14 protein-coding genes are annotated in these 17,791 nt (G+C 70.8%); 10 read left to right on the plus strand and 4 right to left on the minus strand.

The features are described from left to right. Positions 1-88: 88 nt before the first annotated feature. Positions 89-2,317 carry an NADP-dependent isocitrate dehydrogenase gene (locus BN3794_RS01570; RefSeq protein WP_066092350.1) on the plus strand — a complete coding sequence of 743 codons (2,229 nt, stop codon included), beginning with the start codon at positions 89-91 and terminating at the stop codon, positions 2,315-2,317. 742 nt (positions 2,318-3,059) lie between these two features. Here BN3794_RS01570 and BN3794_RS01575 read toward each other — a convergent pair. Beyond that, entirely contained in the window at positions 3,060-3,323 is a 264-nt protein-coding gene (locus BN3794_RS01575) for a hypothetical protein (RefSeq protein ID WP_066092353.1), read from the minus strand. A 94-nt stretch (positions 3,324-3,417) separates the two neighbouring features. On the opposite strand from BN3794_RS01575, the gene BN3794_RS01580 reads away from it, so the two are divergent. From BN3794_RS01580 to BN3794_RS01590, 3 genes are all read left to right on the plus strand, one after another. Next, positions 3,418-4,347, plus strand: a complete 930-nt coding sequence (locus BN3794_RS01580; RefSeq protein ID WP_066092356.1) for a LysR substrate-binding domain-containing protein — start codon at positions 3,418-3,420, stop codon at positions 4,345-4,347. Between the two features lie 9 nt (positions 4,348-4,356). After that, a complete protein-coding gene (gene aceK, locus BN3794_RS01585; RefSeq protein ID WP_066092359.1) occupies positions 4,357-6,069 on the plus strand; it encodes a bifunctional isocitrate dehydrogenase kinase/phosphatase in 1,713 nt (570 codons plus the stop codon). An 81-nt stretch (positions 6,070-6,150) separates the two neighbouring features. Then, positions 6,151-7,062, plus strand: coding sequence for an energy transducer TonB (locus BN3794_RS01590; RefSeq protein ID WP_078059516.1), 912 nt, complete (start codon positions 6,151-6,153; stop codon positions 7,060-7,062). A 121-nt stretch (positions 7,063-7,183) separates the two neighbouring features. On the opposite strand, the gene rho is transcribed toward BN3794_RS01590, so the two are convergent. After that, a complete protein-coding gene (rho, locus tag BN3794_RS01595; protein WP_066092362.1) occupies positions 7,184-8,926 on the minus strand; it encodes a transcription termination factor Rho in 1,743 nt (580 codons plus the stop codon). A 185-nt stretch (positions 8,927-9,111) separates the two neighbouring features. Further along, positions 9,112-9,450 (minus strand): thioredoxin TrxA, encoded by a 339-nt coding sequence (trxA, locus tag BN3794_RS01600; protein WP_066092365.1) that lies wholly within the window; start codon positions 9,448-9,450, stop codon positions 9,112-9,114. 437 nt (positions 9,451-9,887) lie between these two features. On the opposite strand from trxA, the gene rhlB reads away from it, so the two are divergent. The 6 genes from rhlB (at position 9,888) to rpoH (ending at position 15,979) form a co-directional block, all read left to right on the plus strand. After that, positions 9,888-11,678, plus strand: a complete 1,791-nt coding sequence (rhlB, locus tag BN3794_RS01605) for an ATP-dependent RNA helicase RhlB (protein WP_066092368.1) — start codon at positions 9,888-9,890, stop codon at positions 11,676-11,678. Between the two features lie 51 nt (positions 11,679-11,729). After that, positions 11,730-12,416 (plus strand): cell division ATP-binding protein FtsE, encoded by a 687-nt coding sequence (gene ftsE, locus BN3794_RS01610; RefSeq protein ID WP_066092371.1) that lies wholly within the window; start codon positions 11,730-11,732, stop codon positions 12,414-12,416. After that, positions 12,413-13,354: a permease-like cell division protein FtsX gene (ftsX, locus tag BN3794_RS01615; protein ID WP_066092374.1), complete on the plus strand. Its 942-nt coding sequence runs from the start codon at positions 12,413-12,415 to the stop codon at positions 13,352-13,354. Before ftsE ends, ftsX begins: the two co-directional genes overlap by 4 nt. Before the next feature lie 2 nt (positions 13,355-13,356). Further along, positions 13,357-14,205 (plus strand): response regulator, encoded by an 849-nt coding sequence (locus BN3794_RS01620; protein WP_066092376.1) that lies wholly within the window; start codon positions 13,357-13,359, stop codon positions 14,203-14,205. Further along, positions 14,202-14,942 (plus strand): uracil-DNA glycosylase, encoded by a 741-nt coding sequence (ung, locus tag BN3794_RS01625; protein ID WP_066092379.1) that lies wholly within the window; start codon positions 14,202-14,204, stop codon positions 14,940-14,942. Before BN3794_RS01620 ends, ung begins: the two co-directional genes overlap by 4 nt. A 161-nt stretch (positions 14,943-15,103) precedes the next feature. Then, the gene (gene rpoH / locus BN3794_RS01630) at positions 15,104-15,979 is read left to right on the plus strand and encodes an RNA polymerase sigma factor RpoH (protein ID WP_066092381.1); all 876 of its coding nucleotides are present in this window, start codon (positions 15,104-15,106) and stop codon (positions 15,977-15,979) included. A gap of 183 nt (positions 15,980-16,162) precedes the next feature. Here rpoH and BN3794_RS01635 read toward each other — a convergent pair whose 3' ends face one another. After that, complete coding sequence (locus BN3794_RS01635) at positions 16,163-17,467, minus strand: NAD(P)/FAD-dependent oxidoreductase (RefSeq protein WP_066092384.1); 1,305 nt, start codon at positions 17,465-17,467, stop codon at positions 16,163-16,165. Positions 17,468-17,791 lie beyond the last annotated feature (324 nt).

A 17,791-nucleotide genomic window follows, 5' to 3' on the forward strand; every position in this document is an offset into this window, starting at 1 on the left:
GGGACCCGGCTCCGCCTGGCCCGGGCTCCAGCGCCTGGCCGGCGGCCACGTCCCGCTTCCCTTCTGCGTCCATGCCCGACAGGTACCCATGTCCAAGATCCTCTACACCCTTACCGACGAAGCCCCGTTCCTCGCCACGGCCTCGCTGCTGCCCATCGTCAAGGCGTTCACCGCCAGCGCCGGGATCGCGGTGGAGACGCGCGACATCTCGCTGGCCGGTCGCATCCTGGCGCAGTTCCCGGAGCTGCTTGCCGATGCGCAGAAGGTGAGCGACGACCTGGCCGAGCTGGGCCAGCTGGCCAAGACGCCGGAAGCCAACATCATCAAGCTGCCCAACATCAGCGCCTCGATGCCGCAGCTGAAGGCGGCCATCAAGGAGCTGCAGGCGCAGGGCTACCCGCTGCCGGACTACCCGGACGTGCCGAAGGACGACAAGCAGAAGGACGTCAAGGCGCGCTACGACAAGGTCAAGGGCAGCGCGGTGAACCCGGTGCTGCGCGAGGGCAATTCGGACCGCCGCGCGCCGCTGTCGGTGAAGAGCTACGCGCGCAAGCACCCCCACCGCATGGCGGCATGGGACAAGCATTCGAAAACCCACGTGGCGCACATGGCCGACCACGATTTCTACGGCAGCGAGCGCTCGGCGGTGGTCGGCCAGGCCGGCAGCGTGAAGATCACCCTGGTGCGGCCCGACGGCATCAGCCACGTGCTCAAGGAAAAGACCCCGGTGCTGGCCGGCGAGATCATCGACGCGGCGGTGATGAGCCGCAAGGCGCTGGCGCAGTTCGTCGACGACGCCATCGCCGATGCCAGGGAAGAAGGCGTGCTGCTGTCGCTACACCTGAAGGCGACGATGATGAAGGTCTCCGACCCGATCATGTTCGGCGTGGCCGTGTCCGAGTTCTACAAGGACGTGCTGGCCCGGCATGCCGGCGTGCTCGAGCAGGTCGGCTTCAACCCGAACAACGGCATCGGCGACCTGTACGCGCGCATCGCCACGCTGCCGGAAGCCGAGCAGGCGGCCATCCAGGCCGACATCGCCGCCGAATACGCGCGCCGCCCGGCGCTGGCCATGGTCAATTCCGACAAGGGCATCACCAATCTGCACGTGCCCTCGGACGTGATCGTCGATGCGTCGATGCCGGCGATGATCCGCGACGGCGGCAAGATGTGGAATGCCGAGGGCAAGCCGCAGGACACCAAGGCGCTGATCCCGGACCGCTCCTACGCCACGATCTACCAGGCGGTGATCGAGGACTGCAAGGCGCATGGCGCGTTCGACCCGGCGACGATGGGCAGCGTGCCCAACGTCGGCCTGATGGCGCAGGCGGCCGAGGAGTACGGCAGCCACGACAAGACCTTCCAGATCCCGCACGACGGCATCGTCCAGGTCACCGACGAGGCCGGCACGGTGATCTTCGAGCACGCGGTGGAGGCGGGCGACATCTGGCGCATGTGCCAGACCAAGGACGCGCCGATCCGCGACTGGGTGAAGCTGGCGGTCAACCGCTCGCGCCTGAGCGGCACGCCGGCGGTGTTCTGGCTGGATCCGGAGCGCGCCCACGACGCGCAGGTGATCGCCAAGGTCGAGGCCGAGCTGAAGGCGATGGGCCAGGACATCAGCGACCTGGACATCCGCATCCTGCCGCCGGTGGCGGCGATGAAGTTCTCGCTGGAGCGCATCCGCAAGGGCGAGGACACCATCTCGGTCACCGGCAACGTGCTGCGCGACTACCTCACCGACCTGTTCCCGATCATGGAGCTGGGCACCAGCGCCAAGATGCTGTCCATCGTGCCGCTGATGGCCGGCGGCGGCCTGTTCGAGACCGGCGCCGGCGGCTCGGCTCCCAAGCACGTGCAGCAGTTCCTCGAGGAGAACTACCTGCGCTGGGATTCGCTGGGCGAGTTCCTCGCGCTGGCCGCCTCGCTGGAGTTCGTCGCCAACACCACCGGCGATGCCAGGGCGAAGACCCTGGCCTGGGCGCTGGACCTGGCCAACGGCCGGATCCTGGACGAGAACCGCTCGCCGACGCGCAAGCTCGGTGGCCTGGACAACCGCGGCAGCCATTTCTACCTGGCCCTGTACTGGGCGCAGGCGCTGGCCGGGCAGGACGAGGATGCCGGCCTGAAGGCCGCGTTCGCGCCGGTGGCCGAGGCGTTGGCCGGGCACGAGCAGGCCATCGTCGCCGAGCTCGTCGGGGTGCAGGGCCAGCCGGTGGAGATCGGCGGCTACTACCATCCGGACCTGGACAAGGTCGCCGCGGCCATGCGCCCGAGCGCCACGTTCAACGCCGTGCTGGCGACGCTGGCGGGCTGAGCCGGCACCTGTGCGGGGTGCGGCGCGTGCAACGCGCGCCGTACCCAGTTGCACGCGTCGTGCGCGGACACCGGATCGTGCACGGGGCTCAGCGGAACGGCGACGGCCCCATCATCATGCGGACCGGCCTGGCGTAGTGTGCGTCGGCGCAGGTGGATGTGGCTCCCGGCCCGGTGTCCTTCGGAGCCTTGCGGGCGTGGCGTCGGCACCGATGCGAGGCGCGTGCAACGCGACCGTCATCATGCGGACCAGCCGGGCGTAGCGTGCGTCGGCGTCGGGCGATATGGAACCTGGGCCGGCGTCCTCCGGAGCGTTGCAGCCATGGTGTCGGCACCAGTGCGAGGTGTGTGCAACGCGCGTCGCACCGTGCCGCGCGCGGATCGTGTGCGGGATTCAGTGGAACGGCGACAGCGCCGTCATCATGCGGACCGGCCGAGCGTAGCGTCGGCGCAGGTGGCTGTGGCTCCCGACCCGGTGTCCTTCGAAGCCTTGCGGGCGTGGCGTCGGCACCAGTGCGAGGTGCGTGTAACGTGCGCCGTCCCTGGCGCGTGGATCGTGCGCGGGGCTCAGCGGAACGGCGACAGCGCCGTCGTCATGCGGACCGGCCGAGCGTAGCTGGCGTCGGTGCAGGTGGATGTGGCTCCGGGCCGGTGTCTTTCGGAGTCTTGCGGCCGTGGCATCGGCACCGGTGCGAGACGTGTGCAACGTGTGCCGCCCCTGCCGCGCGGATCTTGCGCGGGATTCAGCGAAACGGCGACAGCGCCGTCATCATGCGGACCAGCCGGGCGTAGCGTGCGTCGGCGCAGGTGGCCGTGGTTCCCGGTGCGGCATTCTCCGGAGTCGTGCGGCCGCGGACCGGCGCGTCGCAGTCGTCCTCGGCCTCGGCGCCGGACTGGCCGGAGCCGTGCGCGCCGTCGCTTTCGGGCGGATCTTCGGCCAGGGCGCGTGCCAGGTCGGCGTTGGTCACGTGGCCGTGGTGGAACAGCAGGTCGCGATGGAGCTTCATGGCGGGGCTCCCGATTGAGTACGTTTCAAGGTAGGCTCGCGTGCACGGCTGGAAAAGCGAGCATTCCGCAAGCCAGGCTTGAACTGGATTCAACATGTCACGCGCACCGCTGCACGCCCTGCAGGGTTTCGTCACTGCCGCCCGGCTGGGCAACCTGTCGCGCGCGGCCGATGCGCTGCACCTGACCGTCAGCGCGCTCAGCCACCAGATGCGGGCCCTGGAGGACCGTCTGGGCTATCGCCTGCTGGCACGCCACGCACGCGGCGTGGTGCTCACCGCGGAGGGGCGGCAGCTTCTCGATCGCATCGGCCCGCACCTGGACGCCATCGCCCAGGCCCTGCAGCCTTTCGCCGCGCGGCGCGAGGACGTACTGACCATCAGCATCACCCCGTCGATGGCCTCGGCCTGGCTGGTGCCGCGCCTGCCCGACTTCCTCGCCCGCCATCCCAAGATCGAGCTCAACATGCTCTCCAGCGAACGCCTGGTGGATTTCGAGCGCCAGGTCCACGTCGACGCCGCGCTGCGCGTGGGCAACGGCCACTGGCCGGGCCTCACCGCCGAGCCGCTGCTGGACGAATGGCTGGTACCGATGGCCAGTCCGGCGCTGGTCGAGCGCATGCGCAGCCAGGGCCTGGCCGGATTGGCGCAGTGGCCGCTGCTGGGCGACCCGGACGGCGAGTGGGACCGCTGGTTCGCGCTGGCCGGCGAGGCGCCGCCATCGCGCTACGTTGCCGTGTTCGACGATTCCGAATCGCACCATCGCGCCGCGCTAGACGGCGTCGGCGTGGCGCTGGGACGGGTCACCCGGGCGCGCCTGCTGCTCGATTCCGGCCAGCTGGTGGCGCTGTCCCGGCAGCGCCTGAAGACGCCCTGGTCGCACTACCTGGTCTACCCGCCGCGCTCGGCCGGCCATCGCGGCTTCCTCGCGTTCCGCCAGTGGCTGGGCGAGCAGGCCGCGCTGGACCGGGCAGCCGAGATGGCGGCCGTGCCCGCCCGTCGTCGTCCTCGCCGGGCAGGCGGTTAGGATGCGGCCATGAGCGAACCCGCCGAAGCCATCGCCCAGCTGATCCGCGACGCCTTCGAGGATTACCACGCCCGCTTCGCCGCCATCACCCGGCGCGCGCGGCTGCGTTTCGAGGCGCGCGACTGGGCCGGCGCGCGCGAGGACGCGGTGGAGCGCATCGCCCTGTACGACCAATGCGTGACCGAATGCATGCTGCGCCTGCGCACGGTGCTGCTCGATCGCGCCCATGACCGCTGGCTGTGGCAGCAGGTGCGCCAGCGCTTCGAGGCGATGCTGGCCGGCCTGATCGACCAGGAGCTGTACAAGACCTTCTACAACACGCTGACCCGGCGCTTCTTCGGCACCCGCGGCGTGGATGCGGCGATCGAGTTCGTCGCCCTGGACATCGTGCCGACCGATGCCATCACCCACCCGGTCGCCCGGCACAGCTACGCGGTCTCGCCGGAGCGGCCGATCGATGCCTTCGTGCGCCTGCTCGGCGACTACCGCTTCGACGTGCCCTATGCCCATGTCACCCGCTGCGCGGCGGCCATCGCGGTGCGCCTGCAGGACGACCTGGCGCACTGGGGCCATGCGCCGGTGCGCGGCATCGAACTGCTGGAGACGGTGTTCTACCGCGAGCGCCGCGCCTACCTGGTGGGGCGCGTGTTCGGCGAGCTGCGCTACTCGCCCTGCGTGATCGCCCTGGTCAACGACGAGCGCGGGCTGCGCGCAGAGGCGGTGCTCACCCGGCGCGCCGACGTGGCCCAGCTGTTCGGCATCTCGCGCAGCTACTTCCACGCCGACCTGGCCACCGTCGGCGATGCCGTGGTGTTCCTGCGCACGTTGCTGCCGCACAAGCCGATCGACGAGCTGTATACCGTGCTCGGCCGCGCGAAGCAGGGCAAGACCGAGCGCTTCCGTACCTTCTTCCGCCATTTCGACCAGCACCCGGACGAGCGCCTGGTGCGGGCCGAGGGCACGCCGGGCATGGTCATGGCGGTGTTCACCCTGCCCAGCTACCCGCTGGTGTTCAAGATGATCCGCGACCGCTTCGCCTATCCCAAGACGATGAGCCGGCAGGACGTGGAGGCGCGCTACGCCATGGTGTTCAACCTGGACCGCGTCGGCCGCCTGCTCGATGCGCAGCCGTACCGGGCCCTGCGCTTCCCGCGCGCGCGCTTTTCCGCCGAGCTGCTGGCCGAGCTGCTGTCCACCTGCGCGCACAGCGTGCGCCAGGAAGGCGATGACCTGGTGCTCTCGCTGTGCTACGTGCAACGGCGCCTGCGCCCGCTCAACCTGTACCTGCGCGAGCAGACCCCGGAGGCGGCGCGCGCGGCGGCGCTCGACTATGCCCAGGCGATCGCCGACATGGCGCGCAACGACATCTTCCCCGGCGACATGCTGCTCAAGAACTTCGGCATGTCGCGCCACGGCAAGGCCGTGTTCTACGACTACGACGAACTGTGCCGGGTGGTGGACTGCAATTTCCGCGACTGGCCCAGGGCGCAGAGCTACGAGGAGCAGATCGCCGACGAGCCCTGGTTCCATGTCGGCCCGCGCGACGTGTTCCCCGAGCGCTTCCCGCTGTTCATGGGCCTGCCGCGGCCACTGCTGGAGGCGGTGCGCACCGCCCACGGCCAGCTATTCGACCCGCAATGGTGGCGCACCCTGCAGGCGCGGCTGGCGCTGGGCGACGTGCCGGACACGCCGCCGTACCCGCCGGCCCTGCGGCTGGCCTGAGCGCCCGGCTTCCCGCTTCCGCGCCGGCCGGAGTGTGGTTCAATCCGCCTGTCAGCCACCACCGTTGGGAGAAGGAGACTCATGACGTACGGGCATACATCGTTCCACCCCTTTCGGCAGCTGCCGGGGCGCATCGCCTGGCTGGTGCTGGCGCTGCTGGTCGCGGCGCCGCTGGCGCAGGCCGCCAGCCGCGCCGAGATCCGCAAGCAGATCGAGAGCAGCATGCTGGTACGCGGCCAGCTGGATATCGACCGCAGCGGCAATGTCACGGCCGTCTCGATCGATCCGGCGAACAAGCTGCCGGGCGGGATCGCCACGTTCGTGCACGATGCCATCATGGCCTGGAAGTTCGAGCCGGTCATGCGCAACGGCCAGCCGGTGCCGGCGCGGGCACCGGTGACGGTGCGCCTCGTGGCCAAGAAGCAGGACCAGGACAATTACGAGGTCGCCATCCGCAACGCGGACTTCTCTGGCGACGGGCATGACAAGAGCGGCCGCTCGGTCAGTTCGCGCAAGATGACGCCGCCGCGTTATCCCGAGGCGGCGTACAAGTCCGGCATCGCCGGCGACGTCTATCTGCTGCTGAAGATCGGTCGCCAGGGGCAGGTGGAGGACGTCGTTGCCGAGCAGGTCAACCTGCGCGTGCTCGGCAACGAAGCGGAGATGCGCCGTGCCCGCCAGCTGCTGGCCAACGCGTCGCTCGACGCGGCGCGCGGCTGGCAGTTCGTCCCGCCCACCCAGGGCGCAGGCGTGGACGCGCCGTTCTGGAGCGTGCGGGTGCCGGTCAGCTTCCGCCTGAACTCCGATTCCAGGACCGGCAACGAGTCCGGCGTCTGGGAAGCCTACATCCCGGGGCCGCGTACGCCCGCGCCCTGGCGCGGCAAGGGAAAAGAGGCGGATTTCTCGCCTGATGCGCTGGGCGGGGAAGGCGGCATCTACATGGCCGACCGTAGCGACCTGCCGCAACTGCGCACGCCGCTGCAGGGCGGTTGAACGCACCCGCCACCGCCTTCGTCGCAGGGCCGGTCGCAAAAGAAAACGCCCCGCAACCGCGGGGCGTTTCCGTATCGACGATACCGCGCCGGATCAGCGCTTCATCGGGCCGGGCAGCCGTTCACCGCTTCATCGAAGAGAAGAACTCGTCGTTGGACTTGGTGTTCTTCATCTTGTCGAGCATGAACTCCATCGCCGAGATCTCGTCCATCGGGTGCAGCAGCTTGCGCAGGATCCAGATCTTCTGCAGCAGCTCCGGCTCGATCAGCAGGTCCTCGCGGCGGGTGCCGGAGCGGTTGATGTCGATGGCCGGGTAGACGCGCTTCTCGGCGATGCGGCGGTTCAGGTGCACTTCGCTGTTGCCGGTGCCCTTGAACTCCTCGTAGATCACCTCGTCCATCTTGCTGCCGGTGTCGATCAGCGCGGTGGCGATGATGGTCAGCGAGCCGCCTTCCTCGACGTTGCGCGCCGCGCCGAAGAAGCGCTTCGGGCGGTGCAGCGCGTTGGCGTCCACGCCGCCGGTCAGCACCTTGCCGGAGCTGGGCACGACGTTGTTGTAGGCGCGCGCCAGGCGGGTGATCGAGTCGAGCAGGATCACCACGTCCTTCTTGTGCTCGACCAGGCGCTTGGCGCGCTCGATCACCATCTCGGCGACCTGCACGTGGCGTGCGGCCGGCTCGTCGAAGGTGGAGCTGATGACCTCGCCGCGCACGGTGCGCTGCATCTCGGTCACTTCCTCCGGACGCTCGTCGATGAGCAGCACGATCAGGTGCACTTCCGGGTGGTTGGTGGTGATGGCGGTGGCGACCTGCTGCATCATCATCGTCTTGCCCGCCTTGGGCGGGGAGACGATCAGCGCGCGCTGGCCCTTGCCCTGCGGCGCCATCAGGTCGAGGATGCGGCCGGTGATGTCCTCGGTGGAGCCGTCGCCGCGCTCCAGGCGGAAGCGCCGGCGCGGGAACAGGGGGGTCAGGTTCTCGAACAGGACCTTGTTCTTGGAGGCCTCGATCGGCTCGCCGTTGATGGTGTCCACCACCGACAGGGCGAAGTAGCGCTCGCCGTCCTTGGGGAAGCGGATGCGGCCGGACAGGTAGTCGCCGGTGCGCAGGTTGAAGCGGCGGATCTGGCTGGGCGAGATGTAGGTGTCGTCCGGGCCGGCCAGGTAGCTGGCCTCGGCCGCGCGCAGGAAGCCGAAGCCGTCGGGCAGGATCTCCAGCACGCCGTCGGCCTGCACGCCGTCGCCGTGGCGGGTCAGCACCTTGAGCAGGGCGAAGATCACGTCCTGCTTGCGCGCACGCGCCACGCCCTCGTGGATGCTGAGCTGGTCGGCGATCTCCAGCAGCTTCTGCGCCGGCATGCGCTTGAGGTCGCTCAGCGTGTACTGCGGGAACCCTTCCGGGACGTTGGGTTGCGCCCGCGGCGCGTAGTTCTCGTTGCTCTCGCCGCCCTGGTTGCCCTGGCCGCCTTCCTCGTTGCGGAAGCGGTCGCGGTTGCGGCGGTTGCGGAAGCGTTCGCGGCGGTTACCGTTGCCGAACTGCTGCTGGTTGTTGTTGCCGTTGCGTGGCTGGCCCTGCGCATCCTGGCCGCCTTCCTGCTGGCCACCGTCCTGGGCGGGGCCTTCCGCACGCGGTTCGCGCGGCGCGGGACCGGCATCGCCGGCGGATGCGCTGGCAGCGGCGGGAGGGGCCGCGGGCGGGGCTGCCGGTGCGGGCTGCGCCGGTGCGGCGGGCGCCTCGGCACTGGGCAGGGGCAGGTTGGCCTGGTCGCCTTCGCTGGCGGTGGCCTTGGTTGCGCGGGGCTTGCGCACGCGCTTCTCGACAGGAGCGTCGGCGCTCCCGATTTCGGTCGGAGTGTTCTCGGACAAGGGTTGTTCCTCGCTTGACGTGCTGCGAGCGCCCGGCGGCGGTGCCGGCGGGGACTGGGGATTCCGGGGAGAGGGTCCAGACGGGGGTGCGGCATGCCAGATGCCCGGACGTTAACACCGCAGCGTGAAGACGCGCAAGACGGTGGAGATGGAACGGTTCAGCGGCGCGCGGGGCGCCGCCGGGGTCAGGCGGCGTTGTCCAGGGTCTTGTCGATCAGCTGGGCCAGCTGGCCCTTGCCGACCGCGCCGATCTGGGTGGCCTGCACCTGGCCGCCGCGGAACAGCAGCAGCATCGGGATCGAGCGCACCTGGTACTTCACCGCCAGGGCGCGGTTCTCGTCGACGTTGACCTTGGCGATCTTGAGCTTGCCGTCGTAGGCGGTGGCCAGCTCGTCCAGCACCGGCGCGATCATGCGGCAGGGGCCGCACCATTCGGCCCAGAAATCCACGAGCACCGGCTCGTCGGACTGCAACACCTGGGTGTCGAAGTCGGTGTCACCGACATGGATGACCTTGTCGCTCACTGGCATCTCCCGGAGGGTTCGCGGGTGCCGGAACGGCGGGCCCGCGTCTGCTGTACATGGGGACGGCCCGGCACGCGCGCAAGGCGGGCCGCCTGGCCGCGGCAGTGTGCGACGCCCCCGCCGGCGTTGCAAGCCGCCCGGCCGGACGGACGCCGTTTCCACGCGTTCACCGTGGCGCGCTACACTTTGTAAATCTGCGAAGCGGGCATGCCCGCTTCCGGACCGCATGGCGCCGGCCTGGATCTCCTTCCCGTGCGCCGTTTTCCGGCACGATCGCGCGATGTCCGGTCCTTGGGGCCGGGGCGGCCCTGGCGCCGCCCCGGTATCCCGACGCCGGCCGTTCGCGCGCATCCAGCGCCCATGACCGGCCGGAAGCCCCGGCTCCGGCGCACGCATGCCCCCCGCAGCCGTGCGCCCCCTGACAAGATTATGAATTGATGAGCGACAAACCGCTGACCGACGTCACCTTCTCCGCCTTCGACCTGGACCCGACCCTGCAGGCCGGCCTGGAAGGCGCGGGTTTCACCCGCTGTACCCCCATCCAGGCCCTGACCCTGCCGTTCGCGCTGAAGGGCCGCGATGTCGCCGGCCAGGCGCAGACCGGCACCGGCAAGACCCTGGCCTTCCTGGTGGCGGTGATCAACCGCCTGCTGACCCGCCCGGCGCTGGCCGAGCGCAAGCCCGAGGACCCGCGCGCGCTGATCCTGGCGCCGACCCGCGAGCTGGCCATCCAGATCCACAAGGACGCGATGAAGTTCGCCTCCGACCTGGGCCTGCGCTTCGCGCTGGTCTACGGCGGCGTGGACTACGACAAGCAGCGCGAGCAGCTGCAGGCCGGCGCCGACGTGATCATCGCCACCCCCGGCCGGCTGATCGACTACGTCAAACAGCACAAGGTGGTGTCGCTGCACGCTTGCGAGATGTGCGTGCTGGACGAGGCCGACCGCATGTTCGACCTGGGCTTCATCAAGGACATCCGCTTCCTGCTGCGGCGCATGCCCGAGCGCACCACCCGCCAGACCCTGCTGTTCTCGGCCACCCTCAGCCATCGCGTGCTGGAGCTGGCCTACGAGCACATGAACGACCCGGAAAAGCTGGTGGTGGAGACCGAGCACGTCACCGCCGACCGCGTGCGCCAGCGCGTCTACTTCCCGGCCAACGAGGAGAAGATCCCGCTGCTGCTGGGCTTGCTCTCGCGCAGCGAGGGAGCGCGCACGATGGTGTTCGTCAACACCAAGGCGTGGGTGGAGAAGGTGGCGCGCGCGCTGGACCGGGCCGGCTACCGGGTGGGCGTGCTTTCCGGCGACGTGCCGCAGAAGAAGCGCGAGAGCCTGCTGGCGCGCTTCCAGAAGGGCCAGCTGGAAGTGCTGGTGGCCACCGACGTGGCCGCGCGCGGCCTGCACATCGACGGCATCAAGTACGTCTACAACTACGACCTGCCGTTCGACGCCGAGGACTACGTGCACCGCATCGGCCGCACCGCGCGTCTGGGCGAGGAGGGCGATGCGATCAGCTTCGCCTGCGAGCTGTACGCGATGAGCCTGCCGGACATCGAGCAGTACATCGGCATGAAGATCCCGGTCGAGACCGTCACCCGGGAGCTGCTGACCGCGCTGCCGCGGCCCGAGCGCGCCGCGCCGGCGGCCGGCGAGGAGGACGACGCCGAGGGCGAGAGCATCGGCGAGATCTTCCGCGAGGTGCGCGAGCAGAAGGCGGCCGAGGGCCAGCGCCGTGGCGGCCGCGATGGCCGGCCCGCACGCGGACCGCGCCGCGAGGGCGAGGGCGAGCCGCGCCGGCGGCGTGCGCCGCACGCGGGCGTGGAGGGTGCTCCGGCGGCCACGGCTGCCGCCGCGTCCGATGCAACCCCGGTTGCAGCGCCGGATGTGACCGAGAACGCGGCCGCCCCGGGCGTGCCTGCCGCGGCCGTCGCCGCGGAATCCGGCGAAGGCAAGGCGCCGCGCAAGCGCCGCCGTCGCCGCAAGGGCCGTCCGGTCGATGCCGCGCCCGGCTCGGCGCCGACCGCCGGCGAAGCCGCGGCCGCCCCGGCGACTGCCGTCGCCGGCGAGCGGGGCCGCGACCGTCACGCGCCGCGCCCGGCGGGCAACAAGGCCGCGCCGCTGGCTGCGCACAAGCCGGTGCAGGTGGTGGCCAAGCCGGCCGGCGTGCGCGGCGAATCGTTCCTCACCCGGCTGGGCCGGCGCCTGCGTTCGCTGGTGTCCGGTTCCTGACCTGCGCGCCGCCCCGGCCCCCTCGGGGCGGCGCTCCGGCATAATCGCCGGATGAATGTCCTGCGCTTCGACAACGTCAGCAAGCAGTACGCCGGTGGCCGCGAGGCGCTGGTCGACGTCAGCTTCGAGGTCGCCCCCGGCGAGATGCTGTTCGTCACCGGCCATTCCGGGGCCGGCAAGAGCACGCTGCTCCGGCTCATCCACCTGAGCGAGCGTCCCAGCCGCGGTGCGGTGCTGTTCGGCGAACGCAACCTGCTGAAGGTGCGCGGCGGCAAGGTCGCCCTGCACCGGCGCCAGGTCGGGGTGGTCTACCAGGACCACCGCCTGCTGGCCGACCGCAGCGTGGCCGACAACGTCGCCCTGCCGCTGATCCTGCGCGGAACCCGGCGCGCGGAGACCGGCAAGCGCGTGCGCTCGGCGCTGGAACGGGTCGGCCTGGCCGAGCGCGGGCAGGCGCTGCCGCAGCAGCTCTCGGCCGGCGAGCAGCAGCGCGTGGGCATCGCCCGCGCCATCGTCGCCGAACCGCCGCTGCTGGTGGCCGACGAGCCGACCGGCAATCTCGACCCGACCCTGGCCGAGGAGATCATGGCCCTGTTCGCCGAACTGCCCGGGCGCGGTACCAGCGTGGTGGTGGTGAGTCACGACCTGGCACTGATCAAGCGCATGCGCCGGCGCGTGCTGGTGCTCGACCACGGCCGGCTGGTGGACGACATCTCGCCCCAGGACCTGGCCGAATGAACAAGCCTGCCTCGACTTCTCCCGCGCGCGTGGTGGTGTGGTGGAACCACCACCTGCACAGCATCGCCCTGGCCCTGGGCCGGGCGCTGCAGCGGCCGTGGTCGACCGCACTGACCGTGCTGGTGATGGCCATCGCCCTGGCGTTGCCGCTGGGCATGTCCGCGGCGCTGGCCAACCTGCGCCATTTCACCGGCGACGTGCAGGCCTCGCGCGACATCAACGTATTCCTCAAGCCCGAGGTGGCTGCCGCGCCGGCGCAGGCCCTGGCCGTGCAGCTGCGCGACCGGGCCGACGTGGCCGGGGTGCAGCTGCGCACGCCCGAGCAGGGCCTGCAGGAGCTGCGCGCCAGCGCCGGGCTGGACGCGGCCATCGATGCGCTCGGCGAGAACCCGCTGCCCACGCTGCTGATCGTCACGCCCGCGGCGGCGGCCGACGACGCGCGCCTGGCGCAGGCGCTGGGCGAGCTGCCGCAGGTCGACCAGGTGCAGCACGACGCGCTGTGGCGCCGGCGCCTGGACGGCTGGCTCGGCCTGGGGGTACGGCTGGTGCAGGTGCTGGGCGTGCTGCTGGTGGCCGGGGCGGTGCTGGTGGTCGGCAATACCGTGCGCCTGGACATCCAGTCGCGGCGCGAGGAGATCGGCGTGCTGCAGCTGCTCGGCGCCAGCGACGGCTTCATCCGCCGGCCGTTCGTCTATCTAGGCGCCTGGTACGGGCTGGTGGCCGGCGCGCTGGCGCTGGTGCTGGTGGCCGGTGCCGGGCTGGCGCTGCGCATGCCGTTGGCGGCGCTCAGCGAGAGCTACGGCAGCCGCTTCGCCCTGCAGGGCCTGGATCCGCTGCAGTGCCTGGCGGTGCTGGCCGGCACCACGGTGCTGGGCTGGCTGGGCGCCTGGCTGGTGACCGGCCATTTCCTGCGCCAGTCCCGTCCCACGGAGATCTGAGCATGCATCCGCACACCGACGCGTCCGCCCCGATCCACGCCATCGGCGACCATCCCCGGGTGATGGTGGTTGACGGCTCGCGCCTGGTGCGCAAGCTGATCGGCGATGTCCTGCAGCGCCAGCTGCCGGGCGTGGAAGTGGTCGGCTGCGCCGGCGTGGAGGAGGCCCGGCGCACGCTGCTGGCCGGGCCGGTGGACCTGGTGACCACCGCCCTGACCCTGGACGACGGCGACGGCCTGGCCCTGGCCAAGCTGGTGCGCGAGAGCCCCGGCCAGGCCTACGTACCGGTGATCGTGGTCTCCGGCGACGCCCAGCAGCACCTGGTGGAACGACGCTTCACCGAGTACGTCACCGACTACTTCGACAAGTCGCTCGGCCACGAGGCGCTGGCCGCGTTCGTGCGCGGCTACGTGCAGCCCGAGCCGATCCCCGGCGCGCGCGTGCTCTACATCGAGGACAGCCGCGTGGTCGCCGAGGCCACCCGGCGCATGCTCGAGCGCCAGCGGCTGGAGGTGGTGCACGTGGCCAGCGCCGAGGAGGCCTTCGCCCTGCTCACCGCCGAATCGCTGGGCAAGGTGGCGCCGCTGGACCTGGTGCTCACCGACGTCACCCTCAAGGGCGAGCTGAGCGGGCGCGACGTGGTCCAGCGCATCCGCGTGGACTTCGACTACGGCAAGCGCCGCCTGCCGGTGCTGGTGATGACCGGCGACAGCAACCCGCACAACCAGTCCGAACTGCTGCGCGCCGGTGCCAACGACCTGGTGCTCAAACCGATCGAGGAGCGCCTGCTGGCGACCAAGGTGCTGTTCCAGCTGCGCCTGGCGCGGCTGCACGCGCCGGAGGCGGCATGAACGCCGGGCTCGAGCGGGTGCGCCTGGAACCGTCGTGGAAGGCGCGGGTCGGGGACTGGCTGTTGCGCCCGGAAATGCGGGAGCTGGCCGTGTTCCTGCGCCAGCGCCGCGATGCCGGGGTGCGCATCTTCCCGCCGGCCCGCAAGATCTTCGCCGCCTTCGATGCGACCCCGTTCGAGGCGGTCAAGGTGGTGATCCTGGGCCAGGATCCGTACCACGGCTACGGCCAGGCGCACGGGCTGTGCTTCTCGGTGCTGCCCGGGGTGCCGGTGCCGCCCTCGCTGGTCAACATCTTCAAGGAGATCCAGGACGAGCTGGGGATCGCCCCGCCCGACCACGGCTGCCTGTTGCCGTGGGCGCGGCGCGGCGTGCTGCTGCTCAACGCGGTGCTGACGGTGGAGGAGGGCCGTGCGGGCAGCCACCAGGGCAAGGGCTGGGAGGGCTTCACCGACCATGTCATCCGCACCCTGTCGGCCGAGCGCGAGGGGCTGGTGTTCCTGCTGTGGGGCAGCTACGCCCAGGCCAAGGGCCGGGTCATCGACACGCGCCGCCACAAGGTGCTCAAGGCCCCGCATCCCTCGCCGCTGTCGGCCTACCGCGGGTTCTTCGGCTGCGGCCACTTCGCCGCCGCCAACGAATACCTGCAGCGCCGCGGGCAGGCGCCGGTGGACTGGTCGCTGCCGCCGCGGGCGCAGGTCGAGGCCATGCTCCACGACGGCGGTCCGGGCGACGGCTGAAGCCGTTTCCGCCGGTTCAGCCAGCGCCCGCGGAGGGTGCTAGGCTCGGGTTCCGGTCGGGTATGGCTGCAGGACGGCCCGGCCGGCGTTCCATCGTTGGAATTCAGGAACTTTTTCCTGTACCGAGCAGTCCAATAAGTCGACTGCTAAGATGAGATCCCATGAGCCAGAACACCACTACCGCATTGGTTCCCAACAACCTGCCCATCCCCAGCGCGCTCGGTTCCCTGGACGCCTACATCGGCGCGGTGAACCAGATCCCGGTGCTCACGGCCGAGGACGAGCATGCGCTCGCCGTGCGTTTCCGCGATAACGAGGACCTGGACGCCGCGCGCGAGCTGGTGCATTCGCACCTGCGCTTCGTCGTCCACGTGGCCCGCGGCTACAACGGCTACGGCCTGCCGCTGGGCGACCTGATCCAGGAAGGCAACATCGGCCTGATGAAGGCGGTCAAGCGCTTCGACCCGGACATGGGCGTGCGCCTGGTCAGTTTCGCCGTGCACTGGATCCGCGCGGAGATGCACGAGTTCATCCTCAAGAACTGGCGCATCGTCAAGGTCGCCACGACCAAGGCGCAGCGCAAGCTGTTCTTCAACCTGCGCAAGTCCAAGACCCGCCTGGGCTGGATGAACGCGGCCGAGGTCAGCGCCGTGGCCAAGGACCTGAACGTGTCCGAGCGCGAGGTGCTGGAGATGGAGTCGCGCCTGTCCGGCCGCGACATCGGCTTCGATGCGCCGTCCGACGAGGACGACGACCACGCGCCGCCGTCGCCGGCCGCCTACCTGGTCGCCGACCAGGAGGACCCGTCGCAGGCCTACGAGCGCGAGGACAGCGAGGACAACCAGCTGCAGCTGCTGCGCGAGGGCCTGGCCGAGCTGGATGCGCGTTCGCGCGACATCATCCGCCGGCGCTGGCTGGACGATGAGCACAAGGTCACCCTGCAGGACCTGGCCGACGAGTACGGCGTGTCGGCCGAGCGCATCCGCCAGATCGAGGCCAATGCGCTGAAGAAGATGAAGGCGCTGTTCGTGGCGTGATGCCGCCACCCGCGTCGCGATGCAGCAAGGACCCGGCCTCGGCCGGGTCCTTGCGTATGCGGCCCGGGAAACGCCGCGGATGCGGCCGGCCAGTCCTGGCCACCCGCGGTGCCGTCGGCAGCGCGACCGCGCCTGATGAAGCGAACCGCCCCAGTGCCGGGCAGGCCGGCACCGGGGGCAGGGTCAGGGCGAGGGCGGCAATCCGGTCTCGTCGCCCGGTCTGGCCGCGGCCTCGTGCGGCTGGCCGAAGATGATCCGCGCGGCGCGCTGGTAGCTCCAGTAGGCCAGCGCCCAGTTGACCAGCACCACGAAGCGGTTGCGGAAGCCGATCAGGAAGTAGACGTGCGCAGCCAGCCAGAACCACCATGCCGGCAGCCCGGACAGCTTGAGCCGGCCGAGGTGCACGATCGCCGCCATGCGGCCGATGGTGGCCAGGTTGCCGTGGTCGCGGTAGCGGAACGGCACCGTGGCGGTATCGCCGCCGAGGCGGCGGCGCAGCACCGCGGCAACGTGCCGGCCCATCTGCTTGGCGGCCGGCGCCACGCCGGGGACCGGCCTGCCGTCGGCCTGCGCGATCGCGGCCAGGTCGCCGGCGACGAACACCTCCGGGTGGCCGGGCACGCTCAGGTCCGGGGCGACCTGCACGCGGCCGGCCCGGTCCAGCGGTACGCCCAGGCTGCGGCCCAGCGGCGAGGCCGCCACGCCGGCCGCCCAGATCACGGTGCGCGCCGGCACGAAGTCCGGACCCAGCCGATAGCCCCGTTCGTTGATCTCGGTGACCGGCATGCCGGTCACCACCTCCACGCCCAGCTTCTCCAGCTGCTTGCGGGCCTTGGCGGTGAGATCGTCGGGAAAGCTCGGCAGCACCCGCGGGCCGGCCTCGATCAGGCGCACGCGCGCGTGGCGCGGGTCGATGTGGCGGAACTCGTTGTTCAGGGTGTGGCGGGCGATCTCGGCGAGGGTGCCGGCCAGTTCGACGCCGGTGGGACCACCGCCGACGATGGCGAAATCCAGCCACGCCCGGCGCGCGGCCGGATCGGTCTCCATCTCGGCGCGTTCGAACGCCATCAGCAGCTTGCGGCGGATGTTCAGCGCGTTGCCCAGGGTCTTCAGCCCCGGCGCCGCGCGTGCCCATTCGTCGTGGCCGAAATAGGCGTGGGTGGCGCCGGAGGCGACCAGCAGGTAGTCGTAGTCCAGGCGCCGGCCGTCGGCCAGTTGCAGCTGGCGCTGCGCCGGTGCGACGTGCTCGACCTCGCCGAGCCAGACCTCGACATTGCGCTGGTCGCGCAGGATGTGGCGCAGCGGCGCGGCGATGTCCGGCGCCGACAGGCCGGCGGTGGCGACCTGGTAGAGCAGCGGCTGGAACAGGTGGTGGTTGCGCCGGTCGATCAGGGTGATGCGCAGCGGCGCGTCGGCCAGGGCGCGGGTGGCCCATAGACCGGCGAAGCCGCCACCGACGACGATCAGGTGGGGGAGCGGGGTTTGCATCGGCAATGTGGAAGCGAGGGGAGTGGCGGCCGGCGACGCGTCGCCGGCCGCCACTCCATGCTAGCGCACGGGACGGGCGGCGGCCGGCCCCGATCCCGCCTGCCGGTCGCATGACCGCGGCGAGGTGCAACAGGGCTGCGATTGCGCTGATGCATGGGTCTTCGCACGTCCTGGGGCGACAGCCGGATGGGCGCCGCCGATGCGGGGAACGGCTGCTGGAGGGAATGCGAACGCGATCCTGCCCGCGGGCGCATGCCGGCAGCGGGTGGCTGCGCGGCGGGACCGGCGCAAGGCGCTCCCGCGTCCCGGTGCCGGCAACCAGGT

This window comes from Xanthomonas massiliensis (assembly GCF_900018785.1).
GTDB classification, from domain to species: Bacteria; Pseudomonadota; Gammaproteobacteria; order Xanthomonadales; family Xanthomonadaceae; genus Xanthomonas_B; species Xanthomonas_B massiliensis.